Consider the following 25236-nt stretch of genomic DNA (forward strand, 5'->3'; position numbering starts at 1 on the left):
TCGATGCGCAATGCCAGCGCGCCCTCGCGGGCACGCTCCCCTGTGTTGCCATCTCCGGACGGCACGCGCGTTCCCCGGCGCGAGCCGCGTATTGCAGGTCGATGACAGGCCGAGCTTAGCGCAAGTACTGCGGGTAGTGCCGGCCGCTGGCCGGCAACCTCGGGGTGGATGGGGGGGGCCGGCCAGTAGCCGGCACGACCGGCTCAACGGCCCAGCGCCCGGCGGATCTCCTCCAGCGCGCCGGGATCGTCCAGCGTCGACAGGTCACCCGGGTCGCGCTGCTCGGCCAGCGCCTGCAACGAGCGCCGCAGCAGCTTGCCCGAACGGGTCTTGGGCAGCGCGTTGACCACGTGCACGTGCGCCGGGCGGGCCACTGCGCCGAGCGAGGTGGTCACCGTGGCCATCATCTCGGCCACCACTTGCGCCGGATCCTCGCCATCCAGGCCCTGCTTGAGGGTGACGAACACCAGCGGCACCTGCCCCTTCAATTCGTCCTTGACCCCGATCACGGCAGCCTCGGCCACGCGCGGGTGGCTCGAAATGGCCTCTTCGATCTCGCGCGTGCCCAGCCGGTGCCCGGCCACGTTGATCACATCATCGGTACGGCCGAGGATGAAGGTGTAGCCATCGTCGTCGCGGATTGCCCAGTCCAGCGAGCTGTACAGCAGTTCCTTGAAGTGGCTGAAGTAGCTCTGCAGGAAACGGTTGTCGTCGTTCCACACCGTGCTCATGCAGCCCGGCGGCAACGGTGGCGACACCACCAGCACCCCCTTCTGCCCCGGTGCGACTTCCTCGCCGGTGTTCTCGTCGATCACCTTCATCCGGTAGCCGAGGTTGGGGAAGCCCGGCGAACCGAAGCGCACCGGCTTCATCTCCAGGCCCGGCAGCAGGGTCAGCGCCGGCCAGCCGGTCTCGGTCTGCCAGTAGTTGTCGATGATCGGCTTGCCGAGCGCTTCGCTGATCCAGTGCGCGGTCGGTTCGTCCAGCGGCTCGCCGGCCAGGAACAGGTATTTCAGCGCGCGCAGGTCGTGGCGATGGATGAAGTCCGCATCGTGCTTCTTCAGCACGCGGATGGCAGTGGGGGACGAGAACATCGTGCGCACGTTGTACTGCTCGCACAGCGCCCACCAGATGCCCGGGTCCGGGTTGGTCGGCAGCCCTTCGTACAGCAGCGAGGTGCAGCCGCCGATCAGCGGGCCGTACACATTGTAGGAATGGCCTACCGCCCAGCCGACATCGGAAGTGGAGAACATCACCTGCCCCGGCCTGCAGTCGAACACGGTTTCCATCGACTGTGCCATCGCCACCGCGTAGCCGCCGACATCGCGCTGCACGCCCTTCGGCTTGCCGGTGGTGCCCGAGGTATACAACAGGTAGCTCGGCTCGCTCGATTCCAGCCACTGCACCGGCACGTCGACCTCACCGATCTGCGCACGCAGCGCGGCGTACTCCACATCGCGGCCCGGCACGCGTGGTTCGGCGGCATCCAGTCCGCGCGACACGATCAGCACGTGCGGCGGTGGCGACGTGGCTTCGGCGCAGGCTGCATCGACCATCGGCTTGTACGGAATCAGCTTGCCACCGCGCATGCCGGCATCGGCGGCGATCAGCAGCTTCGGCTTGGCATCGTCAATGCGCAGCGCCAGGTTGTGCGCGGCGAAGCCACCGAACACCACCGAATGCACCGCACCGATGCGCGCGCAGGCCAGCATCGCGAACACGGCTTCGGCCATGTTCGGCATGTAGATCACCACACGGTCACCGTGACCGACGCCGAGGTGCTTGAGCACGGCAGCGAAGTCGTTCACTTCCCGATACAGCTGGCGATAGGTGATCTCGCGGGTGCTGCTGGTCTCGGTGGAAATGGCAACCAGCGCGAGCTGGTCGGCGCGCTCGGCCAGATGGCGGTCGACGGCGTTGTAGCAGAGATTGGTTTCACCGCCGACAAACCAGCGCCGGAACGGCGGGTTGCTGTAGTCGAGTACCTGCTGCGGCGGTTTGTGCCAATGGATGCGCTTGGCTTCCTCGCCCCAGAAGGCCTCCGGCTCGTCGATCGAGCGACGGTAGGTTTCCTCGTAGTTCATGACGCAGCCCTCCCAGACAAAGTCATGGGTTCGAGGATAGTCCGGCGCTGCCGCGCGGGCCGCCCTACCTTGGTAGGGGGTGGGGTTTTCATGCAGGGCTGCGCCCTGCACCCGCGGTAGTGCCGGCCGCTGGCCGGCAACCTCAGAAGCAACAGCCGAAGCAACAGCGGGTTTCCCGTGGGATGGCGAGGTGGGTCCGGTTGCGGGGGACGCCGTGAATCCGTCCATGGAGGCTCGGTCGCCGCATCCATGCGGCTCACGCCCCCGCAACCGGACCCACCCCGCCTTCGACAGACTTCCGCGATCTGTCGGAGCACGGGGTCGGATCCCCAGATTCAATATTCAATTCGATATCTGACAGAAAAATCGTGTCGACCAAGGTCGACACCTACCAAGACCAACAGCGACAGCCGTTACCAACTGCCGCGGGAATCTGTCGGGGGTGGGGCGGTGTGGGTTGGCAGGACCGTTGGCGCCATGGATGGCGCCATCGAGCCCCCTTGGGTGAGGGCGCTTTGCTTGCGAAGCACTGCTTTGCAAGCGCCCGAACGCACAGCCGCCAGCGGCTGGGCCGGACCCCGGAGGGGGGTTTACGGCGTGTCCTGCCAACCCACACCGCCCCGCCCAGCAAGCAGAAGACCAGAGCCGCCTTGGCCTTTGACGTTGCTCCGGTTCGTAGCAGGTGCAGGGCTGCAAGCCCTGCCGAACCCCTAGAACGGAGTGGCGGACTCGAACGCGAGCGCCTCGCCCGTCACCGGGTGGGTGAACCGCAGGCTGCGCGCATGCAGATGCACGCGCTGCGCAGGCGCGGCGTCATAAAGCACATCGCCAACGATGGGATGGCCGAGACTGGCCATGTGCAGGCGCAGTTGATGGCTGCGGCCAGTAACCGGCTCCAGCGCCACGCGCGTGCGCTGCGCTTCGGCATCACGCGCCATTACGCGCCAGCGCGTCAGCGCCGGCTTGCCGCGTTCGTGATCGATCATCTGCTTCGGCCGGTTTGGCCAGTCCACGATCAGTGGCAGGTCCACGTCGCCGGCATCGCCTTCAAGCAGCCCCTCCACGATCGCTTCATAACGCTTGCCGACCTGGCGCTGCTCGAACTGCATCGACAACGCCACCTGCATGTCCTTGCCGCGCGCATGCAGCAGCAGGCCGGAGGTCACCTGGTCCAGGCGGTGCACGGTCAACGCATCCGGGTACAGCGCCTGCAGGCGCGCGACCACGCAATGCTGGTTCTCGGCGCCGCGGCCGGGCACGGACAGCAGGCCGGCCGGCTTCTCGGCCACCAGCAGCGCGTCGTCGATGTAATGCAGGTGGATCATGCGGCTCCGTATCCGTCCAAACAGAAACGGGGAAGCCGAAGCTTCCCCGTTCTGCGTACCGACCAACGGTCGGTACCTACCTCGATGGGAATGTACCGACCAGCGGTCGACACCTACCTTGATGAAAGAGGTACCGGCTCGAGCCGGTACCGCCTGCATCAGCCCAGCAGGTGGGCAACGCCGGCGCGCTCTTCTTCCAGCTCGGCCAGGGTCTTGTCGATGTACTTCTGGCTGAAGTCGTCGATCGGCAGATCCTTCACCAGGGTGTACTTGCCGTTCTCGGTGGTCACTGCGAAGCCGAAGATCACGCCTTCCGGAATGCCGTAGGAACCGTCGGACGGCACGCCCATGGTGACCCACTTGCCGTTGCTGCCCAGCACCCAGTCACGCACGTGGTCGATGGCAGCGTTGGCGGCCGAAGCGGCCGAGGACGAGCCACGGGCTTCGATGATCGCCGCGCCGCGCTTGCCCACGGTCGGGATGAAGGTGTTGGCGTTCCATTCCTGGTCATTGATCGCATCGGCGATCGACGCGCCATCGGCGGTGGCGAAACGGTAGTCCGGGTACATGGTCGGGCTGTGGTTGCCCCACACGACCAGCTTCTCCATGCCACCGACCGGCTTGCCGAGCTTGGTCGACAGCTGGCTCAGCGCGCGGTTGTGGTCCAGGCGCAGCATGGCGGTGAAGTTTTCCGGCTTCAGGTCCGGGGCCGACTTCATGGCGATGTAGGCATTGGTGTTGGCCGGGTTGCCGACCACCAGCACCTTCACGTCACGGCTGGCGACCTTGTTCAGCGCCGCGCCCTGGGCGGTGAAGATCTTGGCGTTTTCCAGCAGCAGGTCCTTGCGCTCCATGCCCGGGCCACGCGGACGTGCGCCAACCAGCAGGGCGATGTCGGCGTCCTTGAACGCGACTTCGGCATCATCGGTGCCGACCATGCCGGCCAGCAGCGGGAAGGCGCAGTCTTCCAGCTCCATCATCACGCCCTTCAGGGCGGCCTGGGCCTTGTCGACCGGCAGTTCCAGCAGCTGCAGGATGACCGGCTGGTCCTTGCCCAGCATTTCGCCGGAGGCGATGCGGAACAGCAGGGCATAACCGATCTGGCCGGCGGCGCCGGTCACGGCAACACGAACGGGTGCTTTCATGGGGGTTTCCTCTTGCTTGCAAGCGTTTGATGGGACGCCGCGGGCAGAGCCACGCAGGCCTGGCGGGCGGCGGGGAACAGGGAAACGGCCACCCGTGGGTGGCCGTTTCGAAGGGGGATCAGGCGGCGAGGTGCTTGTTCCACTCCGCGACGCGGTCGGCCTGGGCGGCCAGCACGGCGTCGACGTCGCCTTCCAGGGTAATCGAATGGATCACGTCGCCCTGCTTGACCGAATCGACGATCGCCTGGCCTTCCAGGACCTTGCCGAAGACGGTGTGGCGGCCGTCCAGCCAATCGGTCTTGATGTGGGTGATGAAGAACTGGCTGCCGTTGGTGTTCGGGCCGGCGTTGGCCATCGACAGCGAGCCGACCTCGTGCTTCACGCCATTCTTCTCGTCTTCGAACTTGTAGCCCGGGCCGCCGGTGCCACGACCCTGCGGGCAGCCGCCCTGGATCATGAAGTCGGCGATAACGCGGTGGAAGATCAGGCCGTCATAGAAGCCGTGCTTGACCAGGTTCACGAAGTTGGCCACGGTCAGCGGTGCCTTGTCGGCGAACAGCTCGACCTTGATCGGGCCCTGGGTGGTGTCGAAAGTGGCGATGAGGGACATGAAGATCCTTGATGCAAAGGGGAATGCGTCTAGCCACCTAGTTTACACCCGCCTCGTGTCGGCGGCGGCTTCGACCATTGGTGAAGCGCCCCGCTTCAGCCCCCGGACGGGGAGCCGCGCAGCCGGGTCCTGGCGACCCCGGCCGGGGCGGCGGATGCCCAGCTGAATGGGCCCCGTGACAGGCGTGAAATCCACCTTTTCGCGAATCGTCAAGTTCGACGTATAATGTTGGACTTCTTTTTCCAAATCCGGCGCCGACTGGCCCCCTTTCGTATGTCCATCGAAAATCTTCGCAACATCGCCATCGTCGCCCACGTCGACCATGGCAAGACCACCCTGGTCGACCAGCTGCTGAAGCAGTCCGGCACCCTGTCCGAGCGTACCGTCCTCGCCGAGCGCGTGATGGACAGCAACGACCAGGAAAAGGAACGCGGCATCACCATCCTGGCCAAGAACACCGCCATCACCTGGGAAGACAAGAAGACCGGCATCAAGAACCGGATCAACATCGTCGACACCCCCGGCCACGCCGACTTCGGTGGCGAGGTCGAGCGCGTGCTGTCGATGGTCGACACCGTGCTGATCCTGGTCGATGCGATGGACGGCCCGATGCCGCAGACCCGCTTCGTCACCCAGAAGGCCTTCGCGATGGGCTTCAAGCCGATCGTCGTGGTCAACAAGATCGACCGTCCGGGCGCGCGTCCGGAATGGGTGATCGACCAGGTCTTCGACCTGTTCGACAAGCTCGGCGCCACCAATGAGCAGCTGGACTTCCCGATCGTCTACGCCTCGGCCCTGAACGGCTACGCCGGCCTGGAAGACACCGTGCGCGACGGCGACATGACCCCGCTGTACGAAGCGATCATGCAGCACGCCCCGCGTCCGGAAGTGGACCCGGAAGGCCCGTTCCAGATGCGCATCAGCCAGCTGGACTACAACAACTTCGTGGGCGTGATCGGCATCGGCCGCATCCAGCGCGGCACCCTGAAGAAGAACATGCAGGTCGCCGTCATCGACCGTGAAGGCAAGAAGCGCAACGGCAAGGTCGCCCAGGTGCTGGGCTTCCTGGGCCTGGAGCGCATCGAGCAGGAGACGGCCGAGGCCGGTGACATCGTGGCCATCTCCGGCATTCCGGAGCTGACCATCTCCGACACCCTGTGCCACCCCGATACCCCCGAAGCCCTGCCGGCGCTGACCGTCGACGAGCCGACCATCTCGATGACCTTCCAGGTCAACAACTCGCCGTTCGCCGGCAACAAGGACCTGTCCGGTGGCAAGTTCCTGACCAGCCGCCAGATCAAGGACCGCCTGGACCGCGAGCAGGTCCACAACGTGGCACTGAAGGTCGAACAGCTGGAAGACGCCGACAAGTTCCTGGTCTCCGGCCGCGGCGAACTGCACCTGTCGGTGCTGATCGAGAACATGCGCCGTGAAGGCTACGAGCTGGCGGTGTCGCGCCCGGAAGTGATCATCAAGGAAATCGACGGCCAGATGATGGAGCCGATCGAGCAGCTGGTGGTGGACATCGAAGAAATCCACCAGGGCGGCGTGATGGAAAAGCTGGGTACCCGCAAGGGCCAGCTGAAGAACATGGAACCGGACGGCAAGGGCCGTGTGCGCCTGGAATACCAGATCCCGGCCCGTGGCCTGATCGGTTTCCAGAACGAGTTCAAGACCCTGACCCAGGGTTCGGGCCTGCTGTTCCACGTGTTCGACCATTACGGTCCGAAGGAACAGGGCGCGATCGCCAAGCGCATCAACGGCGTGATGATCGCCAATGCGCCGGGCGTCACTCCCGCCTACTCGCTGGGTCCGCTGCAGGAGCGCGGCAAGCTCTTCGCTGCCGAAGGCGACAACGTGTATGAAGGCCAGCTGGTCGGCATCCACTCCAAGGACAACGATCTGACCGTCAACGCGATCAAGACCAAGCCGCTGACCAACATGCGCGCTTCGGGCAAGGACGACGCGATCCAGCTGACCCCGGCGATCAAGTACTCGCTGGAACAGGCCCTGGACTTCATCGAAGACGACGAGCTGGTCGAGATCACCCCCAAGGAGATCCGTCTGCGCAAGAAGTTCCTGACCGAAAGCGACCGCAAGAAGGCTTCGCGCGGCGGCTGAGCCAGCACCCCGTGGACCAGAGCGGCTGCAACCCGGATCCGCACCGGCATCCGGGCCTCCACGTCATCGCCCTGCTCGAAGCGAGCAAGGCGATGCTGGCGCTGTTGGCCGCCACCGGGCTGGAAGTGCTCGGACCGCAGCCGCTGCGGCACGGCATCATGGTCCTGATCCGGCGTTTCAGCCTGGATCCGGACCATGGCACCCTGCCCTCGCTGCTGCACATGATCAGCCCCGACGCGGTCCACCTGGCCGCGGCGGGGATGATCGGCTACGGCCTGCTGCACCTGGTCGAAGCCTGGGGCCTGTGGCGGGCCAAGGCCTGGGCCTCCTGGCTGGGCTGCCTGACCGCCTCCCTGTACCTGCCTTTCGACATCTTCGCGATCATCCGCCATCCCGGCTGGCCATCGTGGACGATCCTGGCGATCAACCTGATCGTGGTCTACGTCCTCGCCCGCGACCTGCGCAAGCGCCACCGCTGAGCACCGGCTACACTGGGGATTGGAGCCGACCAAGCCGCCCCATGCGCCCGTCCTTGCCGCCTCTGCTGACCTGCCTGCTTGCCGCGCTGCCTGCGCTGCTTTCGGCTGGCTGCAGCCCGGCCGCGTCCAGCGCGCATGCGGCCGAACCCGCGAGCCGCAACGTGCCGTTCCCGTACGCCGAAACCGATGTCACCGACCTGCAGGCGCGGATGAGCGCCGGTGAGCTGGACAGCACCACCCTGACCCAGGCCTACCTGCAGCGCATCGCCACCCTGGACCGCACCGGGCCGCGCCTGCGCGCGGTGATCGAGCTCAACCCGGATGCACTGAAGGAAGCCGCTGCGCGCGACCGCGAGCGCCGTGATGGACGCCTGCGCGGCCCGCTGCACGGCATTCCGGTACTGCTGAAGGACAACATCAACGCCGCCCCGATGGCCACCAGCGCCGGCTCGCTGGCCCTGCAGGGGTTCCGCCCGGACGACGCCTACCTGGTGCGCCGGCTGCGCGACGCCGGCGCGGTGGTGCTGGGCAAGACCAATCTCAGCGAGTGGGCCAATTTCCGCGGCAACGATTCGGTGTCCGGCTGGAGCGCACGCGGCGGCCAGACCCGCAATCCCTATCGCCTCAGCCACTCGCCCTGCGGCTCCAGCAGCGGCAGCGCGGTGGCGGTCGCCGCCAACCTGGCCAGCGTGGCGATCGGCACCGAAACCGACGGCAGCATCGTCTGCCCTGCGGCGGTCAATGGCATCGTCGGCCTCAAGCCGACCGTCGGCCTGGTCAGCCGCGAGGGCATCATCCCGATTTCCTTCAGCCAGGACACCGCAGGGCCGATGACCCGCAGCGTCGCCGACGCTGCAGCCGTGCTGACCGCTATCGCCGGCCGCGACGATGCCGACCCGGCCACGGCGACCATGCCTGGCCGCGCGGTGTACGACTACACCGCGCGCCTGGACCCGCAGGGCCTGCGTGGCAAGCGCATCGGCCTGCTGCAGACACCGCTGCTGAAATACCGCGGCATGCCGCCGCTGATCGAACAGGCGGCCACCGAGCTGCGTCGGGCGGGTGCCTTCGTGGTGCCGGTGGAGCTGCCCAACCAGGGCGCCTGGGCCGAGGCGGAACGCACGGTGCTGCTGTACGAATTCAAGGCCGGGCTGGAGCGCTACTTCAGCACCCATCGCGCGCCACTACGCAGCCTGGCCGACCTGATCGCCTTCAACCAGGCGCACAGCAAGCAGGAGCTGGGCCTGTTCGGCCAGGAACTGCTGGTGGCGGCCGACGCTACCGCCGGCCTGGCCGACCCCGCCTATATCCGTGCACGCAGCAATGCGCGCCGGCTGGCCGGCGCGGAAGGCATCGACGCCGCCCTCGCCGCCCACCAGCTCGATGCCCTGGTGGCGCCGACCACCGGTGTGGCGTGGCCGATCCGCAGCGAAGGCGACGACTTCCCCGGCGAGAGCTACAGCGCCGCCGCCGTCGCCGGCTATCCCAGCCTCAGCGTGCCGATGGGCCAGATCAATGGCCTGCCGGTCGGCCTGCTGTTCATGGGCACCGCCTGGAGCGAACCGAAGCTGATCGAAATGGCCTACGCCTACGAACAGCGCACCCGCGCGCGACGCCCGCCGCACTTCGACACCGACACCCTGATCGACGCCGGCGAGCCGTGATCGTGTTTCTGTAGAGCCGAGCCCACGCTCGGCTTCAACGGAAAATCGAAAGCAGCCGAGCATGGCTCGGCTCTACAGCGGCTGGTCGGGCTCCACCGGCACGATCGCCGCCTCACCGTCTTCAGCCCCCGGCGAACGCACATCCGCAGTGCGCGCACGTGGACCGCGCGGCATGTCCAGTTCGTCTGCATGCTGCAGCCGCGCACGCACCTGCGGCAGCGACTGCGGATGCTCGCGCGCGAGGAAATCGAGCATGCGTTCGCGCACCAGGCAGCGCAGATCGAAGGCATCACCGGAGCTGCGCGCACTGACCAGCAGGCGCACCTGGATCGCGCGCTCGCTGGTCTCGGTCACCTGGGTCACGCAGACCCGGCCATCCCACAGCGCTTCACCGCGGCAGATGCGTTCCAGCTCGGCACGGATCGCTGCCACCGGGGCACGATAGTCCAGCCACAGGAACGCGGTGCCGAGCAGGTCGGCGCTGCGCCGCGTCCAGTTCTGGAAGGGGTTCTCGATGAACCAGGTCAGCGGCACCACCATTCGCCGCTCATCCCAGATGCGCACCACCACATAGCTGCTGCCGATCTCCTCGATGCGCCCCCACTCGCCTTCGACGATCACCACATCATCCAGCCGGATCGGCTGCGTCACTGCGATCTGCAGGCCGGCGATCAGATTGCCGAACACGGGCTTTGCAGCGATACCGGCCACCAGGCCGATCAGGCCCGCCGAGGCCAGCAGCGCGGTGCCGATCTTCTGCACCATGGGGAAGGTCAGCAGCACCAGCGACGCGCCCAGCACGATGATGCCGCCCATCAGCACGCGGCTGAGCACCCGCGTCTGGGTCTGGATGCGGCGCGCCTCCAGGTTGTCGGAGACATCGATGGGATGGCTGCGCAGGATGGCACGTTCGCCCGCCGCCACCGCCCGCACCAGCAGCCAGATGAAGCACGCGGTCAGCGCGATATGCAGCACCCGTTGCAGGTTGCCCAGAACGGGATCCTGCAGCGGCGTGGCCTGCAATGCAGGGATCAACAGCAGCAGCGGCCATGCGGTGGCCATCGGCAGCCCGAGCACACGCCCGATACGCGCGCGCCGACGATCGCGCCCCTTCAGCCGATGGTAGATCCACAGGATCAGCCACGCGCCGATGCCACCCACCACTACGGCCAATCCCAACGGCCATGCGTATGCCTGTGCGCTTTGCCAGTGCACCGTTGCCACCTCCACTCGAACAGCCAAGTGGACAGACTCGCGCATGGCGCATGAGCGCCACGTCAGTCGTTCGTAAGCAGGGTGTTGGTCGGCAGGGCTTGCAGCCCTGTACCTGCGGTAGTGCCGGCCGCTGGCCGGCAACCTCAACAGCAACAGCAACAGCAACAGCATGCATTCCGAGGGATGGCGGGGTCGGTCCGGTTGCGGGAGACGCCGTGAATCCCGCTCCGGGGTCCGGCCCAGCCGCTGGCGGCTGTGCCGGACCCCGGAGCGGGATTCACGGCGTGTCCTGCCTGCCCACATCGCCCCGCCATCCCACGGAATGCATGCTGTTGCCGTTGCTTAGGCCGTTGCCGTTGCCGTTGCGTCAGCAGGTGCAGGGCTGCAAGCCCTGCCGCAACGCCCTTACCGCACCTGCTCCTGCTTGCGCACGATCGCCATCGCGATCTCCAGCGACTGCTCGTAGTTCAAACGCGGGTCCACCGTCGAACGATACGCACGTTCCAGGTCGCGCTCGGTCAGTTCGCGCGCGCCACCGGTGCATTCGGTCACGTCTTCGCCGGTCAGTTCCAGGTGCACACCGCCCAGTCGCGTGCCTGCGGCCGCATGCAGATCGAACGACATCTCCACTTCGCCACGCACGTTGTCGAAGCGGCGCGTCTTGAAGCCATTGGCGGTGCTTTCGGTGTTGCCATGCATCGCGTCACACACCCACAGCACGCGACGGCCATCGCGCTTGACCGCATCCAGCAGCGGCGGCAGCTTCTCGGCAATCTGCGCTGCCCCCATGCGGTGGATGAAGCTCAGTCGCCCTGGCTCGTCATGCGGGTTGAGCACATCGATCAGGCGCAGCAGCTGGTCCGGCGTCACCGACGGGCCGACCTTGATCGCAATCGGATTGCGCACGCCACGCAGGTATTCCACGTGCGCGCCGTCAAGCGCGGCGGTGCGCATGCCGATCCACGGATAATGCGTGCTCAGGTTCAACCAGCCCTGCTGGCGCGGCACCTGCCGGGTCAGCGCCTGCTCGTAGGGCAGCAGCAGCGCTTCATGCGAGGTGTAGAAGTCGATGCGGTTGAGGTTGTGCACGCGGGCCCCGGCCAGGGTTTCCATGAAGTGCACCGCATCACCGATCGACGCCACCATCTTCTGGTACTCGGCGGCCAGCGGCGAATGCCGCACCCACTCCAGGTTCCAGTACTCCGGATGATGCAGGTCGGCGAAGCCGCCATCGATCAGCGCACGCACGAAGTTCATGGTCATCGCCGAATGCGCATGCGCCTGCAGCATCCGCTTCGGATCCGGCAGGCGCGCCGCCTCGGTGAACGCCGGCGCATTGATCACATCGCCGCGGTAGCTGGGCAGGGTCACGCCGTCGCGGGTCTCGGTATCGGCCGAACGCGGCTTGGCGTACTGGCCGGCAAAGCGCCCGACGCGGATCACCGGCTGGCGAAGGCCATGCACCAGCACCAGGCTCATCTGCAGCAGCACTTTCAACCGGTTGGAAATCGTGCCCGATTCGCAGTCGCTGAAGTTCTCGGCGCAGTCGCCGCCCTGCAGCAGGAAGCGCTTGCCTTCCTGGGCCTCGGCCAACTGTTGCTTCAGCGCCAGGATCTCCCACGAGGTGACCAGCGGCGGTAGCCGCTTCAGTTCGTGCAGGGCGGCGTCCAGCGCCACCGGGTCCGGGTAGGTCGGCATCTGCAGCGCGGTCTTGCCGCGCCAGCTCTCCGGCGACCAGGCAGCGCCAGCGGCGGTCGCGGCAGGATCGAGGACGGGCGGAACGGCGGACAGGCTCATTGCAGACTTCCGGGGAGGGGGGCGGTCATGGTCGCAGAGCCAGCCGCTGGCGCAAAGGGCTGGGCACGCCCTGCACATGACTGAACGCCGGGGAAAGGGCATCGCGATCGGCCAGAAACCGCATGGTCACGGCCGCCCGGACAGGCGCATGATTCGCCACGCACTGTTACGAAGTAACACTCCGTCCCCGTCGGCCCCTTCCACAGCCTATCTGCCATGAAGCCCTCCCTGCTCGCTACCGGCATTACCTTCGTCCTGACCCTGGCCAGTCTGCCCACCCTCGCTATGGCCGCCGATGCCGCCGCTCCCGTGAAGGACCTCGACACGGTCACTGTCAGCGCCCAGCTCGATCAGGCCCGCAATGCGCTGTCGCCGGACATCGGCAGCAGCCAGTACCAGATCACCGCCGAGGACATCCAGAAGCAGCCGCTGGGTGCCTCCGCGCCGCTCAGCCAGGTGCTGCTGCAGGCTCCGGGCGTGGTCCAGGATTCCTACGGTGGCGTGCACGTGCGCGGCGACCACGCAAACCTGCAGTACCGCATCAACGGCGTACTGCTGCCCGAGTCGATCTCCGGCTTCGGCCAGACCCTGGATGCCCGCACCATCAAGAGCATCCGCCTGATGGACGGGGCGCTGCCGGCGCAGTTCGGCGAGCGCACCGCTGCGGTGGTCGACATCACCACCCGCAGCGGCGCCGAGCTCGGCAATGGCGGCAGCGCCGGTCTGACCGCAGGCTCGTTCGGCAAGATCAATCCGAATGCCTCGTGGTGGGGCAATCAAGGGCGCTGGAGCTGGTTCCTGACCGGCAACTACGACCAGAACGAGGTCGGCCTGGAGAACCCGACCCGCTCGCGCAAGCCGCTGCACGACGACACGCACCAGGGCAAAGCCTTCGCCGACCTGACCTACCTGGTCAACGAGAACACCCGCCTGAGCGTGTTCGCCGGCTTTGCCAACAATCGCTTCCAGATCCCGGTCAATCCCGGGCAGACCCCGCAGTTCGGTTACCTGGACACGACCACCTTCGACTCCAGCCAGCTGGATGAAACCCAGCGCGAGACCACCCGCTTCGGCATGCTGGTGCTGCAGGGCACGCTGGGCGGCACCGCCTACCAGCTGTCCGCCGGGCAGCGCTACAGCGACGTGGCGTTCAACCCGGATGTCATCGGCGATCTGGTATTCAGTGGCGTCGCCTCCCAGGTCCAGCGCAGCAACCGCGCCAACACGCTGCAGGCCGACCTCTCCACCCCGCTGGGCAACGACCACACGCTGCGCTACGGCCTGTACGGCAACTACGAGAATGCGCGCGCCAGCAACAACAGCTGGGTGTTCCCGGTCGATGGCGCCGGCCAGCAATCCAGCACCACGCCACTGCTGATTCCAGACCGCAGCGCCTTCCACGCCAGTACGCTGGCGGTGTACGTGCAGGATGAGTGGAAGATCGGCGACGACTGGACAGTGAACTACGGCCTGCGTGGTGATCGCTACAAGGCCTTCGGCCGCACCGAGGGCCAGCTCAGCCCCCGCCTGGGCGCGGTCTGGAATGCCAGCGACAGCACCACCGTGCATGCCGGCTATTCGCGTTACTTCACGCCACCGGCCAGTGAGTTGATCGCCAGCAGCGATATCGCCCTGTACGACGGCACCAGCAACCAGCAGCCGGGCGGCGGCAACAACATTCCGCTGGCCGAACGCAGCGACTACTACGACATCGGCGTCTCGCAGCAGCTGGGTGAACACCTGACCCTGGGCCTGGACGCGTACGACCGCCGCGTCGCGCGCCTGCAGGACGAAGGCCAGTTCGGCGCCGCCTACATCTACTCGACGTTCAACTACCGCCGCGGCCATATCCGTGGGCTGGAGTTCAGTGCCGACTACAGCAGCGGTCCGTTCAGCGCCTACTTCAACGCGGCGTACAACAAGGCCATCGGCACCCAGGTCATCACCAGCCAGTACAACCTCGATCCGGACGCGCTGGCCTATGTGGCCGACCACTGGATCCACCTGGACCACGACCAGAAGCTGACGTCGTCGGGGGGCTTCAGCTACGCCTTCGCCGGGCACAACCGGGTCGGTGCCAACTACGTGTTCGGCAGCGGCCTGCGTTCGGATATCGAGGGCGTGCCCAACGGCGGCGAGCTGCCGTCCTACCTGCAGGTGAACCTCAGCGCCGGGCATGATTTCAATGCCGACAGTGGCCATCCGCTGCACGTGCAGCTGGCCGTGATCAACGCATTGGATCGCAGCTACCAGCTGCGCGATGGCGGCGGTGTCGGCGTGTTCGCCCCGCAATGGGGACCGCGCCGCGGCGCCTACCTGAGCCTGCAGCAGGACTTCTGACGAGACAGGGGTCGGATCCCTTTCCGCAGGAAAGGGCTCTGACCCCGCACCGGGAATGGGGTCGGATCCCTTTGCGATGCAAAGGGATCCGACCCCATCCTGCTTCAGCGCTTGACCTTGCGCAGCGACACCACCAGTGCCCACAGCGCCAGCAGCACGAACCACACGCCCGACCACATCGGCATGGTCAGGCCCAGGAACGTCCAGTCGATGTTGCCGCAGTTGCCGGTACCGGTCAGCACCGTGCGGAACACTTCCAGCGGCCCCATGGTCTCGCGCAGGAAGCTCAGCGGCGGGCCACAGGTCGCGCCCATCTCCGGCGGCAGCATCTGCACGTAGACGTGGCGCGCAGCGATGCCCACGCCGACGGCCGCCGCGATGAAGGCGAGCACGCCGTAGGTGGCGCGCCCGGAACGGTTGGACGGCCCGTGCAGCGCACCGATCAGGAACAACAGGCCCAGCGCGGCAAAAGCCAGGCGCTGGAAGATGCACAGCGGGCACGGCTCCAGGCCCATCTTCAGCTGCAGGAAGATCGCGTAGCCGAGCAGGCCCGCGCAGATCAGGAAGCCCAGGAAGAACTGGGCGCGGAAGGGCCAGCGCAGTGGATTCATCGTCAACGCTCGAATGGATCAAGACGCCAAGCGTAACCGAGAGCGCGCCCCGTTCGAACCGCCACAGGTGACGCCTGTCGGAACGGTGCGGGTCGGATCCCTTTGCGAATGCAAAGGGATCTGACCTGCGGTGCTGCCTGCTCGGGGTCAGAGCCCTTTCCTGCGGAAAGGGATCCGACCCCTGGAAACGCAAAAGCCCGGCAGGAGCCGGGCTTTCGCTGTGTCGCGTTGGAGCGGTCCGATTACTCGGCCACTTCCTCGGCCACGACCGGACGGTCAACCAGCTCGACGTAGGCCATCGGTGCGTTGTCGCCGGCGCGGAAACCGCACTTCAGCAGGCGCAGGTAGCCGCCCGGACGGTTCGCGTAGCGCGGGCCCAGGATGGTGAACAGGTTGCCCACGGCTTCGTTGTCGCGCAGGCGGGCGAAGGCCAGACGGCGGTTGGCGACCGAGTCGACCTTGGCCAGAGTGATCAGCGGCTCGGCAACGCGGCGCAGTTCCTTGGCCTTCGGCAGGGTGGTCTTGATCAGCTCGTGCTTGAACAGCGAGGCGGCCATGTTCTTGAACATCGCTTCGCGGTGCGCGCTGGTGCGGCTGAACTTACGGCCAGACTTCTGGTGACGCATGGTGATATTCCTTGGTTAATGATGCGGCTGTGTGGATCGTTGTCGCCATCCTGGCGTTACTGCGCGGACTGCGGTTGGTCCTGGCCGCCCGTCCTGGACGACCTGCCCGCGAACCTGCGGTTCGTCGTGGCATGGTGTGTTGCGTTGAAGGCTCCACCGCGAGCGGTGGAGCCTCCAGGCATTACCGATATCAGCCCAGCATGCCGTGGCTGGCGACGCCGGCCGGCGGCCAGTTCTCCAGCTTCATGCCGAGGGACAGGCCGCGCTGAGCCAGCACTTCCTTGATCTCGGTGAGCGACTTCTTGCCCAGGTTCGGGGTCTTCAGCAGCTCCACTTCGGTCTTCTGGATCAGATCGCCGATGTAGTAGATGCTTTCAGCCTTCAGGCAGTTGGCCGAACGCACGGTCAGCTCCAGATCGTCGATCGGGCGCAGCAGCACCGGATCCACGCCGTTGTTGGCCGGCTTGGCCGCACCGCGGTCGCGGTGGGTGAAGTCACCGAACACCGACAGCTGGTCGCTGAGGATGTCGGCGGCGGTGCGCACGGCTTCCTCGGCATCGATGGTGCCGTTGGTCTCGATATCGATGACCAGCTTGTCCAGGTCGGTACGCTGTTCGACACGCGCCGCTTCCACGGCGTAGGCGACACGGCGGACCGGCGAGAACGAGGCATCCAGGACCAGGCGGCCGATGGCACGGGTTTCTTCGTCCGGACGACGACGCGCGGCAGCCGGCTGGTAGCCGAAACCACGTTCGATCTTCAGACGCATGTTGATCGCCGTATCCTTGGTCAGGTGGCAGATCACATGGTCGCCGTTCAGGATCTCCACATTGTGGTCGACCTTGATGTCGGCAGCGGTGACAACGCCCGGGCCCTGCTTGGACAGGGACAGGGTGGCGCTGTCGCCGGAGTGCATACGGATGGCCACGTCCTTCAGGTTCAGCAGGACTTCGAGCACGTCCTCCTGCAGACCTTCGACCGTGGTGTACTCATGCAACACGCCGTCGATTTCGACTTCCGTGATGGCGAAGCCCGGGATGGACGACAGCAGCACGCGACGCAGGGCATTACCCAGCGTATGCCCGTAACCCCGCTCCAAAGGTTCGATAACGACCTTTGCACGGGTGTCGGTAAGGCGTTCGATCTGCGGACCGCGAGGACGCAGAACCTGGTTGGCGGTAACCGTCATGTTGCGGGTTCTCCTAGTGAACCCCCGGCCGTCGCCGGGGGCTCTCCAATGTGAATTACTTCGAATACAGCTCGACGATCAGCGCTTCGTTGATGTCCGCAGGCAGATCCGAACGATCCGGAACAGCCTTGAAGATGCCGGTGAACTTGCCGGAATCCACTTCAACCCACGACGGGCTCAGGTCATGCTGGGCGGCGACGGTCAGGGCTTCCTGGACGCGCAGCTGCTTGGCAGCCTTTTCAGACAGGGCGATGGCGTCGCCAGCCTTGACCTGGTACGAAGCCAGGTTGACCGACTTGCCATTCACGGTGACGCCGCGGTGCGACACCAGCTGACGGGCAGCCGGACGGGTCACGGCGAAGCCCATGCGGTAGACGACGTTGTCCAGGCGGGTTTCCAGCAGCTGCAGCAGGTTCTCGCCGGTGTTGCCCTTCTTGGTCGAGGCCTTCTTGTAGTAGTTGCGGAACTGACGCTCCAGCAGGCCGTAGATACGCTTGACCTTCTGCTTTTCACGCAGCTGGGTGGCGTAGTCGGACAGCTTGCCCTTGCGGGCAGTGGCGCCGTGCTGGCCGGGCTTCTGCTCCAGCTTGCACTTCGAGTCCAGCGCACGCGCCGGGCTCTTCAGGGACAGGTCGGCGCCTTCGCGGCGGGCGAGCTTACAGGTAGGACCGATATAACGAGCCATTTCTTATCGCTCCCTTTAGACGCGACGCTTCTTCGGCGGACGGCACCCGTTGTGCGGGATAGGCGTCACGTCGATGATGTTGGTGATCTTGTAGCCGACGTTGTTCAACGAACGCACGGCCGACTCACGGCCCGGACCCGGGCCCTTGATGCGGACTTCCAGCGACTTCACGCCGTAGTCCAGCGCAGCACGACCGGCCTTTTCAGCAGCCACCTGGGCAGCGAACGGGGTCGACTTGCGCGAACCGCGGAAGCCAGCGCCACCGGAGGTCGCCCACGACAGAGCATTGCCCTGGCGGTCGGTGATGGTGACGATGGTGTTGTTGAACGAAGCGTGGACGTGGGCAACGCCGTCGGTGACGACGCGCTTGATCTTCTTCTTGGTCTTAGCAGCGGGCTTAGCCATTTCTCAGTCCCTTACTTCTTGATCGCCTTGCGCGGACCCTTGCGGGTGCGGGCGTTGGTACGGGTGCGCTGGCCACGCAGCGGGAGGCCACGACGGTGACGCAGGCCGCGGTAGCAGCCCAGGTCCATCAGGCGCTTGATCGCGATACCGATTTCACGGCGCAGATCGCCTTCCACGATGTACTTGCCGACTTCGGCGCGCAGGCGCTCGATTTCCGGCTCCGACAGATCGCGGATCTTGGTGGTCGAAGCAACGCCTGCGACTTCGCAGACCTTCTTCGAACGGGTACGGCCGATGCCGTAAATGCTTTGCAACCCGACCCAGACATGCTTCTGGGCTGGCAGGTTGACGCCTGCAATACGCGCCATGACGCGGTTCTCCAGCTGAGTGATGGCCGACAGCGCGCCTCGGGCACGCCAATCCGGCAGGATGGATCAAAAAAGTGAACTAGCGATACTAACAAGGTTCCGGTTTACATGGAAGCCCGTGAAACCGTTGGTTTCATGAACCCGGCCTGGGGAGTGTGCCCAGGCTCCGGCGCCGGATGGGGTTGGACCTGGGGTTTCCCCCGGGGCCGCCCGCGCTACTCCAGCGCGGGACCACCTCATCACACCCCCACCCGGAACCGCTGCGGGGGCCGCCCTTCGTTTGTGTGGCCGGAGTCCGCGAAGCGGAGGGACCATCACGTCAGGAAGACGAAAGTATAACAGGCCTATCAGCCGCGGGCAAAACCGCCGCGGTTGCCACCCTTCAGGTTGGCCTTCTTCAGCAGGCTCTCGTACTGGTGGGACATCAGGTGCGCCTGCACCTGGGCGATGAAGTCCATCACCACCACCACCACGATCAGCAGCGAAGTACCACCGAAGTAGAACGAGGCGTTCAGCTGCGTGCGCATCAGTTCCGGCAGCAGGCAGACGATCACCAGGTACGCCGAGCCGGCCGCGGTCAGGCGGGTCAGCACGCCGTCGATGTAGTCGGCGGTCGCCTTGCCCGGACGGATGCCCGGAATCAGCGCACCGGACTTCTTCAGGTTGTCGGCGGTTTCCTGCGAGTTGAACACCAGCGCGGTATAGAAGAACGCGAAACCGGTGATCAGCGCAGCGAACACGATCATGTGCAGCGGCTCGCCCGGGCCCAGGGCGTTGGCGACCTTCTGCAGGACCTGGCCGAAGCTGCTCTGGTTGGCGGCCTGGCCGGACCACATGGCCAGGGTGGCCGGGAAGGCCAGCAGGCTCGAGGCAAAGATCGCCGGGATGACGCCGGCCATGTTGAGCTTCAGCGGCAGGAACGAGGTCTGGTTCATGTACGCGTTGCGACCACCCTGGCGGCGCGCGTAATTGACCGTGATCCGGCGCTGGCCACGCTCGACGAACACCACGAAGAAGGTGAAGGCGAGCACGACGATGGCGATCAGCAGCAGCTGGATGAACTGGATGTTGCCGTCGCGGTAGGCATCGAAGGTGTGGATGACCGCACCCGGCAGGCCCGCCACGATACCGGCGAAGATGATCAGCGACACGCCGTTGCCGATGCCGCGCTCGGTGACCTGCTCACCGACCCACATCAGGAACATGGTGCCGGCGGTCAGTGCGACCACGGCAGTGAGCACGAAGCCCATGCCCGGCGCATACACGACCGGAGCGCCCGACGGCGAGACCTGGCCCTGCAGGGCCAGCGCGATCGAGCCGCCCTGCACCACTGCCAGCAGCACGGCGCCGATGCGCGAATACTGGGTGATCTTGCGGCGGCCGGACTCACCTTCCTTCTGCATCGCCTTCAGGGCGGGGAAGATGTGCACGGCCAGCTGCATCACGATCGATGCCGAGATGTACGGCATCACGTTCAGCGCGAAGATGCTGAAACGGTGCAGGGCGCCGCCCGAGAACATGTTGAACATGTCCACGATGCCGCCGCCCTGCTGTTGCATCATGGCAAGCATGGCATCGGGATTGACGCCCGGCACCGGCACGTAGCAGCCGATGCGATAGACGATCAAAGCCCCGACGACGAACAGCAAACGTTGGCGAAGTTCAGTGAACTTGCCCATTCCGCCCGCGAGGTTACCGATGCCAGCTTGCGCCATGATTTTCTTACTCCGTTACGCTGCCGCCGGCAGCTTCGATTGCAGCCTTGGCACCCGCCGTGGCAGCAATACCCTTCAGGGTGAACGCCTTGGTCACTTCGCCCTTGACGACGACCTTGGCCTTCTTTGCGGTGCTCGGGACCAGCTTGGCAGCACGCAGGGCGGCGAAATCGATCTCACCGGCCGGCAGCTTGTCCAGCGCGTACAGCAGCACTTCAGCGGTGTCCTTGGCGATCGGCGAACGGAAGCCGATCTTCGGCAGACGACGCTGCATGGGGGTCTGGCCGCCTTCGAAGCCAGCCTTGATCTTGCCGCCACCCTTACGGGCGAACGAACCCTTGTGGCCGCGGCCGGCAGTCTTGCCCAGGCCCGAGCCGATACCGCGGCCGACGCGGGTGCGCTCGGTGCGGGCGCCCGGTGCCGGGCTCAGTTCATTGAGACGCAGAGTCATGGTCGATTACTCCTCAACCTGGACGAGGTACTGAACCTTGTTGATCAGGCCGCGTACCTGCGGGCTGTCCTTCAGTTCACGCACATCGTTGAGCTTGTTCAGGCCCAGGGCACGCACCGACAGGCGGTGACGCGACTGGGTACCACGCAGGCCACGCACCAGGCGGACCTTCACAGTCTTGTTGGACTCATTAGCCATGGTTGAGTTCCTCCACCTTCTTGCCGCGCTTGGCCGCGATGCGAGCCGGCGACTGCGCAGCAGACAGGCCCTTCACGGTGGCACGCACCAGGTTGATCGGGTTGCGCGAACCGGTGGCCTTGGCCAGCACGTTCTTCACGCCAACGGCTTCCAGCACGGCGCGCATGGCACCGCCGGCGATCACGCCGGTACCTTCCGAAGCCGGCTGCATGAACACGCGGGCTGCGCCGTGACCATCCTTGATGGTGTGCCACAGGGTGCCGTTGTTCAGGTCAACGCTGACCAGGTTCTTGCGGGCCTGTTCCATCGACTTCTGGATGGCGACCGGCACTTCGCGGGCCTTGCCATAACCGAAACCGACCTTGCCTTCGCCGTCGCCGACAACGGTCAGGGCGGTGAAGGTGAACTGGCGGCCACCCTTGACGGTCTTGCTGACGCGGTTGACCGCGACCAGCTTTTCGATCATGCCGTCGTCGATCTTCTCTTCGCGGTTACGGTCGCGATCGCGACCCCGCTGCTGACGCTCTTCTGCCATGTTGATTCCTTGGTTGTTTGGGTATGTACGGCTCGAGGCCGCTTATGGTTGTGGAGTGACGCGTTGTTCCGGTGGGCCACTGCAGAAGAGCGGCGCCGTCCAGCCTCGCTCAGGCTGGCGAGCAGGCAGGCAGGAGGCCATCGACCCCCTGCCCTTGTCCCTTAGAACTGCAGGCCGGCTTCGCGGGCCGCTTCTGCCAGGGCCTTGATGCGGCCGTGGTAGCGGTAGCCCGAACGATCGAAGGCAACCTTCTCGACGCCGGCGGCCTTGGCGCGCTCGGCGACGATGCGGCCAACCTTGGCAGCGGCATCGGCGTTCTTGCCGTTCTTCAGGCCTTCCTTGACGTCGGTCTGGGTGGTGTTGGCGGCAGCCAGCACCTTCGAACCGTCAGCGGTGAAGACCTGGGCGTACAGGTGCTGGCCGGTGCGCAGCACCGACAGGCGGGCGACGCCGAGCTCACGGATGTGGGCGCGGGTCGACTTGGCGCGACGCAGGCGGGCGATGTTCTTGTTCATTTTGATTATTCCTTGAAAGCTGAAGGATGGGCTTCTCCCTGAGGAGTCCGCACATGGATGTGCGGGCTCTTGCGAGGGACTCGCACTTACGCCTTCTTGGCTTCCTTACGGATGATGACTTCGTCGGAGTACTTCACGCCCTTGCCCTTGTACGGCTCCGGCTTGCGGAACGCACGGATCTTGGCGGCGACTTCACCGACGACCTGCTTGTCAGCGCCCTGGACCAGGATCTCGGTCTGGGTCGGGGTGGTGATGGTGATGCCTTCCGGCGCCACGAACACGACCGGGTGCGAGAAGCCCAGCGACAGGCTCAGGTCTTTGCCCTGCATGGCAGCGCGGTAACCCACGCCAACCAGCTCCAGCTTGCGCTCGAAGCCTTCGGACACGCCCTTGACCATGTTGGACAGGATCGCACGCACGGTGCCGGTCAGTGCGACCAGCTCGGCGTTCTCGGTGCTCAGGGTGGCAACGCCATTGTCGACGTTGATGGCAATGCCGGCCGGCTTGGCCAGCGACAGGGTGCCCTTCGGGCCCTTGGCGGTGACGCTGTCCGACTGGACGTTCAGTTCAACCTTACCCAGGGTGATCGGCTTCTTGGCTACGCGGGACATAGTTCTACTCCTTTCGCCTTAGGCCACGAAGCACAGGACTTCGCCGCCGACGCCCAGCTGGCGCGCCTGCGCATCAGTCATGATGCCCTTGGAGGTGGAAATGATGGAGATACCCAGGCCGTTCATGACCTTCGGCAGCTCGCTCTTGCCGCGGTACTGGCGCAGGCCCGAACGCGAGAAGCGCTTCAGGGTCGCGATGACCGGCTTGCCTTCGAAATACTTCAGCACGATTTCCAGCTCGGACTTGTTGTTTTCCAGCTGGGTCACGCGCAGGTCGGTGATGTAACCCTCGTCCTTCAGGACCTGGGCGATCGCAACCTTGATCTTGGACGACGGGGCTTTCACCGTCTGCTTGCCAACTGCGGCCGCATTCTTGATGCGGACCAGCAGGTCGGCGATGGGATCAGTCATGCTCATATGAGTACCTTTGAGTGCACCGATATCCGCTTTCGCGAAAATCTGTTGTCTCCTGGAAACGGGCCAGGTCCCTTGATGCAGCGGGCCAGGCCCACTCCTACAACCCCGTCTGCACAGGGCAAGACGCGGGAGTATACGCCAAAAGAGCCCGACTTGCGTCGGGCTCTTCGGGTTTTTTCGCAGAAAGGAAGCTGAACAGCCCCCTCCCCCGGTTCAGCACCCCCGCAAGGGGGTGCTGAGCGCAGGGCCGGCTGGGATTACCAGCTGGCCTTGCGCAGGCCCGGGACGTCGCCACGCATGGTGGCTTCGCGCAGCTTGTTGCGGCCGAGGCCGAACTTGCTGTACACGCCACGCGGACGACCCGACAGCTCGCAACGGTTGCGCTGACGGCTCGGCGACGAATCGCGCGGCAGCTTGGCCAGCTTGGTTGCGGCGTCGATCTTCTCTTCGTAGGTCGCGTCCACGGAGGACACGATCTTCTTCAGAGCCGCACGCTTCTCAGCGTACTTCTTGGCCAGCTTTTCCCGCTTGATGTCGCGGTTGACCATGGAGGTCTTTGCCATTTCGGTTTCCTCGACAGATCAGTTACGGAACGGGAACTTGAACGCTGCCAGCAGCGCCTTCGCTTCCGCGTCGGTCTTCGCAGTGGTGGTGATGGCGATATCCATACCGCGGATCGCGTCGACGGCGTCGAAGTCGATTTCCGGGAAGATGATCTGTTCCTTCACACCCATGTTGAAGTTGCCGCGGCCGTCGAAGGAACGACCGGAAACACCACGGAAGTCGCGCACGCGCGGCAGCGAGATGTTGATCAGGCGGTCCAGGAACTCGTACATCTTGTGGCGACGCAGCGTGGTCTTGCAGCCGATCGGCCAACCATCACGGATCTTGAACGACGCAACCGAGATACGCGACTTGGTGACAACCGGCTTCTGGCCGGAAATCTTGGTCATGTCCGCGACGGCGTTTTCCAGGATCTTCTTGTTGGTGGCAGCCTCGCCGACACCCATGTTCAGGGTGACCTTGACGAGCTTCGGTACTTCCATCGGATTGGTGTAGCCGAACTGCTTCATCAGCGCCGGCACCACTTCTTCCTTGTAGATCTTTTCGAGACGGGAAGTCATCTTCACATTCCTCAGGCGTCGAGCGCCTCACCGCTGGAGCGGAACACACGCAGTTTGCGTCCATCCTCCAGCACCTTGAAGCCAACGCGTTCGCCCTTGCCCGAAGCCGGGTTCAGCACGTTCACGTTGGAGATATGGATCGAAGCTTCGCGCTCGACCACGCCGCCGGCAACACCTGCCTGCGGGTTCGGCTTGGTGTGGCGCTTGACGATGTTCACGTTGGCGACGACCACACGGTCACCGTCGACGCGGACGACTTCGCCCTGCTTGCCCTTGTCCTTGCCAGCGTTGACGACAACCTGGTCGCCCTTCTTGATACGGTTAGCCATGATTATCTCCTGTCGCTCACAGCACTTCGGGAGCGAGCGAGACGATCTTCATGAACTTCTCCGAACGAAGTTCACGGGTCACCGGCCCGAAGATACGGGTACCGATCGGCTCCTGCTTGTTGTTCAGCAGGACGGCAGCGTTGCCGTCGAAGCGGATCAGCGAACCGTCGGCGCGACGCACACCCTTGCGGGTACGCACCACGACGGCGTCATACACTTCACCCTTCTTGACCTTGCCGCGCGGAATCGCATCCTTCACGGTGACCTTGATGATGTCGCCGATGCCGGCGTAACGGCGCTTGGAACCACCCAGCACCTTGAAGCACATCACCTGCTTGGCACCCGAATTGTCCGCGACGTCAAGGTAGCTCTGCATCTGGATCATGATTCAGACTCCTTATTCAGCCGCACGCGTGATGACTTCCACCACGCGCCAGTTCTTGGTCTTGGACATCGGAGCAATCTCGGTCACGCGGACGACATCGCCTTCCTTGCAGGCGTTGTCGGCATCGTGGGCGTGCAGCTTGGTCGAGCGCTTGATGTACTTGCCGTACAGCGCGTGCTTGACCTGACGCTCAACCAGGACGGTAACCGTCTTGTCCATCTTGTTGCTGACGACACGGCCTTCGACCGTGCGCAGCGTCTTCTTTTCAGTATTGTCGCTCATAGCGGCCATC

The 25236-nt window shown here is 65.1% G+C and carries 28 protein-coding genes; 4 read left to right on the forward strand and 24 right to left on the reverse strand.

The window, feature by feature from the left end; translation table 11 throughout:
• Window positions 1-203 precede the first annotated feature (203 nt).
• The 4 genes from prpE to ACUVWL_RS13380 form a co-directional block, all read right to left on the reverse strand.
• A complete protein-coding gene (gene prpE / locus ACUVWL_RS13365; protein WP_014646065.1) occupies window positions 204-2084 on the reverse strand; it encodes a propionate--CoA ligase in 1881 nt (626 codons plus the stop codon).
• A 710-nt stretch (window positions 2085-2794) separates the two neighbouring features.
• Window positions 2795-3409, reverse strand: a complete 615-nt coding sequence (locus ACUVWL_RS13370) for an RluA family pseudouridine synthase (RefSeq protein WP_445978457.1) — start codon at window positions 3407-3409, stop codon at window positions 2795-2797.
• 158 nt (window positions 3410-3567) lie between these two features.
• Entirely contained in the window at window positions 3568-4554 is a 987-nt protein-coding gene (locus tag ACUVWL_RS13375; protein ID WP_004153634.1) for a malate dehydrogenase, read from the reverse strand.
• A 118-nt stretch (window positions 4555-4672) separates the two neighbouring features.
• Complete coding sequence (locus ACUVWL_RS13380; protein WP_005408225.1) at window positions 4673-5164, reverse strand: peptidylprolyl isomerase; 492 nt, start codon at window positions 5162-5164, stop codon at window positions 4673-4675.
• A 273-nt stretch (window positions 5165-5437) separates the two neighbouring features.
• On the opposite strand from ACUVWL_RS13380, the gene typA reads away from it, so the two are divergent.
• The 3 genes from typA to ACUVWL_RS13395 are packed head-to-tail and all read left to right on the forward strand — an operon-like array spanning window position 5438 to window position 9428.
• Window positions 5438-7285, forward strand: coding sequence for a translational GTPase TypA (typA, locus tag ACUVWL_RS13385; protein WP_046429077.1), 1848 nt, complete (start codon window positions 5438-5440; stop codon window positions 7283-7285).
• 11 nt (window positions 7286-7296) lie between these two features.
• Complete coding sequence (locus tag ACUVWL_RS13390; protein WP_445978458.1) at window positions 7297-7764, forward strand: DUF2127 domain-containing protein; 468 nt, start codon at window positions 7297-7299, stop codon at window positions 7762-7764.
• 41 nt (window positions 7765-7805) lie between these two features.
• Window positions 7806-9428 carry an amidase gene (locus ACUVWL_RS13395; protein WP_049440294.1) on the forward strand — a complete coding sequence of 541 codons (1623 nt, stop codon included), beginning with the start codon at window positions 7806-7808 and terminating at the stop codon, window positions 9426-9428.
• 72 nt (window positions 9429-9500) lie between these two features.
• Here the strand turns inward: ACUVWL_RS13395 and ACUVWL_RS13400 are convergent, their stop codons facing one another.
• Together ACUVWL_RS13400 and ACUVWL_RS13405 are read right to left on the reverse strand one after the other, a co-directional pair.
• On the reverse strand, window positions 9501-10688 hold the full coding sequence (locus tag ACUVWL_RS13400; protein WP_169411760.1) for a mechanosensitive ion channel family protein: 1188 nt from the start codon (window positions 10686-10688) through the stop codon (window positions 9501-9503).
• A gap of 360 nt (window positions 10689-11048) precedes the next feature.
• On the reverse strand, window positions 11049-12440 hold the full coding sequence (locus ACUVWL_RS13405; RefSeq protein ID WP_046429066.1) for a class II 3-deoxy-7-phosphoheptulonate synthase: 1392 nt from the start codon (window positions 12438-12440) through the stop codon (window positions 11049-11051).
• 216 nt (window positions 12441-12656) lie between these two features.
• Here ACUVWL_RS13405 and ACUVWL_RS13410 point away from each other — a divergent pair, with 216 nt between their 5' ends.
• Window positions 12657-14780: a TonB-dependent receptor gene (locus tag ACUVWL_RS13410; protein WP_445978459.1), complete on the forward strand. Its 2124-nt coding sequence runs from the start codon at window positions 12657-12659 to the stop codon at window positions 14778-14780.
• Window positions 14781-14884: 104 nt separating this feature from the next.
• On the opposite strand, the gene ACUVWL_RS13415 is transcribed toward ACUVWL_RS13410, so the two are convergent.
• The 18 genes from ACUVWL_RS13415 to rpsQ form a co-directional block, all read right to left on the reverse strand.
• Window positions 14885-15391: a disulfide bond formation protein B gene (locus ACUVWL_RS13415; protein WP_065186362.1), complete on the reverse strand. Its 507-nt coding sequence runs from the start codon at window positions 15389-15391 to the stop codon at window positions 14885-14887.
• Between the two features lie 242 nt (window positions 15392-15633).
• Window positions 15634-16017: a 50S ribosomal protein L17 gene (gene rplQ / locus ACUVWL_RS13420; RefSeq protein ID WP_005408217.1), complete on the reverse strand. Its 384-nt coding sequence runs from the start codon at window positions 16015-16017 to the stop codon at window positions 15634-15636.
• Window positions 16018-16207: 190 nt separating this feature from the next.
• Window positions 16208-17206 carry a DNA-directed RNA polymerase subunit alpha gene (locus ACUVWL_RS13425; protein WP_005408216.1) on the reverse strand — a complete coding sequence of 333 codons (999 nt, stop codon included), beginning with the start codon at window positions 17204-17206 and terminating at the stop codon, window positions 16208-16210.
• Window positions 17207-17261: 55 nt separating this feature from the next.
• Window positions 17262-17891: a 30S ribosomal protein S4 gene (gene rpsD, locus ACUVWL_RS13430; RefSeq protein WP_004145446.1), complete on the reverse strand. Its 630-nt coding sequence runs from the start codon at window positions 17889-17891 to the stop codon at window positions 17262-17264.
• Between the two features lie 15 nt (window positions 17892-17906).
• A complete protein-coding gene (rpsK, locus tag ACUVWL_RS13435) occupies window positions 17907-18296 on the reverse strand; it encodes a 30S ribosomal protein S11 (protein WP_004145443.1) in 390 nt (129 codons plus the stop codon).
• An 11-nt stretch (window positions 18297-18307) separates the two neighbouring features.
• Window positions 18308-18664: a 30S ribosomal protein S13 gene (rpsM, locus tag ACUVWL_RS13440; RefSeq protein ID WP_004154500.1), complete on the reverse strand. Its 357-nt coding sequence runs from the start codon at window positions 18662-18664 to the stop codon at window positions 18308-18310.
• 347 nt (window positions 18665-19011) lie between these two features.
• The gene (secY, locus tag ACUVWL_RS13445; RefSeq protein WP_005415420.1) at window positions 19012-20379 is read right to left on the reverse strand and encodes a preprotein translocase subunit SecY; all 1368 of its coding nucleotides are present in this window, start codon (window positions 20377-20379) and stop codon (window positions 19012-19014) included.
• 7 nt (window positions 20380-20386) lie between these two features.
• Complete coding sequence (rplO, locus tag ACUVWL_RS13450) at window positions 20387-20830, reverse strand: 50S ribosomal protein L15 (protein ID WP_004154498.1); 444 nt, start codon at window positions 20828-20830, stop codon at window positions 20387-20389.
• Between the two features lie 6 nt (window positions 20831-20836).
• Window positions 20837-21028 (reverse strand): 50S ribosomal protein L30, encoded by a 192-nt coding sequence (rpmD, locus tag ACUVWL_RS13455; protein WP_005408214.1) that lies wholly within the window; start codon window positions 21026-21028, stop codon window positions 20837-20839.
• Window positions 21021-21563 carry a 30S ribosomal protein S5 gene (rpsE, locus tag ACUVWL_RS13460; RefSeq protein WP_005408213.1) on the reverse strand — a complete coding sequence of 181 codons (543 nt, stop codon included), beginning with the start codon at window positions 21561-21563 and terminating at the stop codon, window positions 21021-21023. Before rpsE ends, rpmD begins: the two co-directional genes overlap by 8 nt.
• 161 nt (window positions 21564-21724) lie before the next feature.
• Window positions 21725-22084, reverse strand: coding sequence for a 50S ribosomal protein L18 (gene rplR / locus ACUVWL_RS13465; RefSeq protein WP_169411773.1), 360 nt, complete (start codon window positions 22082-22084; stop codon window positions 21725-21727).
• Between the two features lie 80 nt (window positions 22085-22164).
• Window positions 22165-22689 carry a 50S ribosomal protein L6 gene (rplF, locus tag ACUVWL_RS13470; RefSeq protein WP_014646052.1) on the reverse strand — a complete coding sequence of 175 codons (525 nt, stop codon included), beginning with the start codon at window positions 22687-22689 and terminating at the stop codon, window positions 22165-22167.
• An 18-nt stretch (window positions 22690-22707) separates the two neighbouring features.
• A complete protein-coding gene (gene rpsH, locus ACUVWL_RS13475) occupies window positions 22708-23106 on the reverse strand; it encodes a 30S ribosomal protein S8 (protein WP_005408210.1) in 399 nt (132 codons plus the stop codon).
• Between the two features lie 257 nt (window positions 23107-23363).
• On the reverse strand, window positions 23364-23669 hold the full coding sequence (rpsN, locus tag ACUVWL_RS13480) for a 30S ribosomal protein S14 (RefSeq protein ID WP_005408209.1): 306 nt from the start codon (window positions 23667-23669) through the stop codon (window positions 23364-23366).
• Between the two features lie 18 nt (window positions 23670-23687).
• Complete coding sequence (gene rplE / locus ACUVWL_RS13485) at window positions 23688-24230, reverse strand: 50S ribosomal protein L5 (RefSeq protein ID WP_005415416.1); 543 nt, start codon at window positions 24228-24230, stop codon at window positions 23688-23690.
• An 11-nt stretch (window positions 24231-24241) separates the two neighbouring features.
• Complete coding sequence (gene rplX / locus ACUVWL_RS13490; protein WP_004154490.1) at window positions 24242-24559, reverse strand: 50S ribosomal protein L24; 318 nt, start codon at window positions 24557-24559, stop codon at window positions 24242-24244.
• 16 nt (window positions 24560-24575) lie between these two features.
• Complete coding sequence (gene rplN / locus ACUVWL_RS13495) at window positions 24576-24944, reverse strand: 50S ribosomal protein L14 (RefSeq protein ID WP_010483978.1); 369 nt, start codon at window positions 24942-24944, stop codon at window positions 24576-24578.
• 12 nt (window positions 24945-24956) lie between these two features.
• Window positions 24957-25226 (reverse strand): 30S ribosomal protein S17, encoded by a 270-nt coding sequence (gene rpsQ / locus ACUVWL_RS13500; RefSeq protein ID WP_004154489.1) that lies wholly within the window; start codon window positions 25224-25226, stop codon window positions 24957-24959.
• Between the last annotated feature and the right edge of the window lie 10 nt (window positions 25227-25236).

This window comes from Stenotrophomonas muris (genome assembly GCF_052751275.1).

Coding starts and splice junctions, on each gene's coding strand:
- prpE (WP_014646065.1), bottom strand. CDS start 2,084: ATGAACTACGAGGAAACCTACCGTCGCTCGATCGACGAGCCGGAGGCC.
- ACUVWL_RS13370 (WP_445978457.1), bottom strand. CDS start 3,409: ATGATCCACCTGCATTACATCGACGACGCGCTGCTGGTGGCCGAGAAG.
- ACUVWL_RS13375 (WP_004153634.1), bottom strand. CDS start 4,554: ATGAAAGCACCCGTTCGTGTTGCCGTGACCGGCGCCGCCGGCCAGATC.
- ACUVWL_RS13380 (WP_005408225.1), bottom strand. CDS start 5,164: ATGTCCCTCATCGCCACTTTCGACACCACCCAGGGCCCGATCAAGGTC.
- typA (WP_046429077.1), top strand. CDS start 5,438: ATGTCCATCGAAAATCTTCGCAACATCGCCATCGTCGCCCACGTCGAC.
- ACUVWL_RS13395 (WP_049440294.1), top strand. CDS start 7,806: ATGCGCCCGTCCTTGCCGCCTCTGCTGACCTGCCTGCTTGCCGCGCTG.
- ACUVWL_RS13400 (WP_169411760.1), bottom strand. CDS start 10,688: ATGCGCGAGTCTGTCCACTTGGCTGTTCGAGTGGAGGTGGCAACGGTG.
- ACUVWL_RS13405 (WP_046429066.1), bottom strand. CDS start 12,440: ATGAGCCTGTCCGCCGTTCCGCCCGTCCTCGATCCTGCCGCGACCGCC.
- ACUVWL_RS13410 (WP_445978459.1), top strand. CDS start 12,657: ATGAAGCCCTCCCTGCTCGCTACCGGCATTACCTTCGTCCTGACCCTG.
- ACUVWL_RS13415 (WP_065186362.1), bottom strand. CDS start 15,391: ATGAATCCACTGCGCTGGCCCTTCCGCGCCCAGTTCTTCCTGGGCTTC.
- rplQ (WP_005408217.1), bottom strand. CDS start 16,017: ATGCGTCACCAGAAGTCTGGCCGTAAGTTCAGCCGCACCAGCGCGCAC.
- ACUVWL_RS13425 (WP_005408216.1), bottom strand. CDS start 17,206: ATGACGGTTACCGCCAACCAGGTTCTGCGTCCTCGCGGTCCGCAGATC.
- rpsD (WP_004145446.1), bottom strand. CDS start 17,891: ATGGCTCGTTATATCGGTCCTACCTGTAAGCTCGCCCGCCGCGAAGGC.
- rpsK (WP_004145443.1), bottom strand. CDS start 18,296: ATGGCTAAGCCCGCTGCTAAGACCAAGAAGAAGATCAAGCGCGTCGTC.
- rpsM (WP_004154500.1), bottom strand. CDS start 18,664: ATGGCGCGTATTGCAGGCGTCAACCTGCCAGCCCAGAAGCATGTCTGG.
- secY (WP_005415420.1), bottom strand. CDS start 20,379: ATGGCGCAAGCTGGCATCGGTAACCTCGCGGGCGGAATGGGCAAGTTC.
- rplO (WP_004154498.1), bottom strand. CDS start 20,830: ATGACTCTGCGTCTCAATGAACTGAGCCCGGCACCGGGCGCCCGCACC.
- rpmD (WP_005408214.1), bottom strand. CDS start 21,028: ATGGCTAATGAGTCCAACAAGACTGTGAAGGTCCGCCTGGTGCGTGGC.
- rpsE (WP_005408213.1), bottom strand. CDS start 21,563: ATGGCAGAAGAGCGTCAGCAGCGGGGTCGCGATCGCGACCGTAACCGC.
- rplF (WP_014646052.1), bottom strand. CDS start 22,689: ATGTCCCGCGTAGCCAAGAAGCCGATCACCCTGGGTAAGGTTGAACTG.
- rpsH (WP_005408210.1), bottom strand. CDS start 23,106: ATGAGCATGACTGATCCCATCGCCGACCTGCTGGTCCGCATCAAGAAT.
- rpsN (WP_005408209.1), bottom strand. CDS start 23,669: ATGGCAAAGACCTCCATGGTCAACCGCGACATCAAGCGGGAAAAGCTG.
- rplE (WP_005415416.1), bottom strand. CDS start 24,230: ATGACTTCCCGTCTCGAAAAGATCTACAAGGAAGAAGTGGTGCCGGCG.
- rplX (WP_004154490.1), bottom strand. CDS start 24,559: ATGGCTAACCGTATCAAGAAGGGCGACCAGGTTGTCGTCAACGCTGGC.
- rplN (WP_010483978.1), bottom strand. CDS start 24,944: ATGATCCAGATGCAGAGCTACCTTGACGTCGCGGACAATTCGGGTGCC.
- rpsQ (WP_004154489.1), bottom strand. CDS start 25,226: ATGAGCGACAATACTGAAAAGAAGACGCTGCGCACGGTCGAAGGCCGT.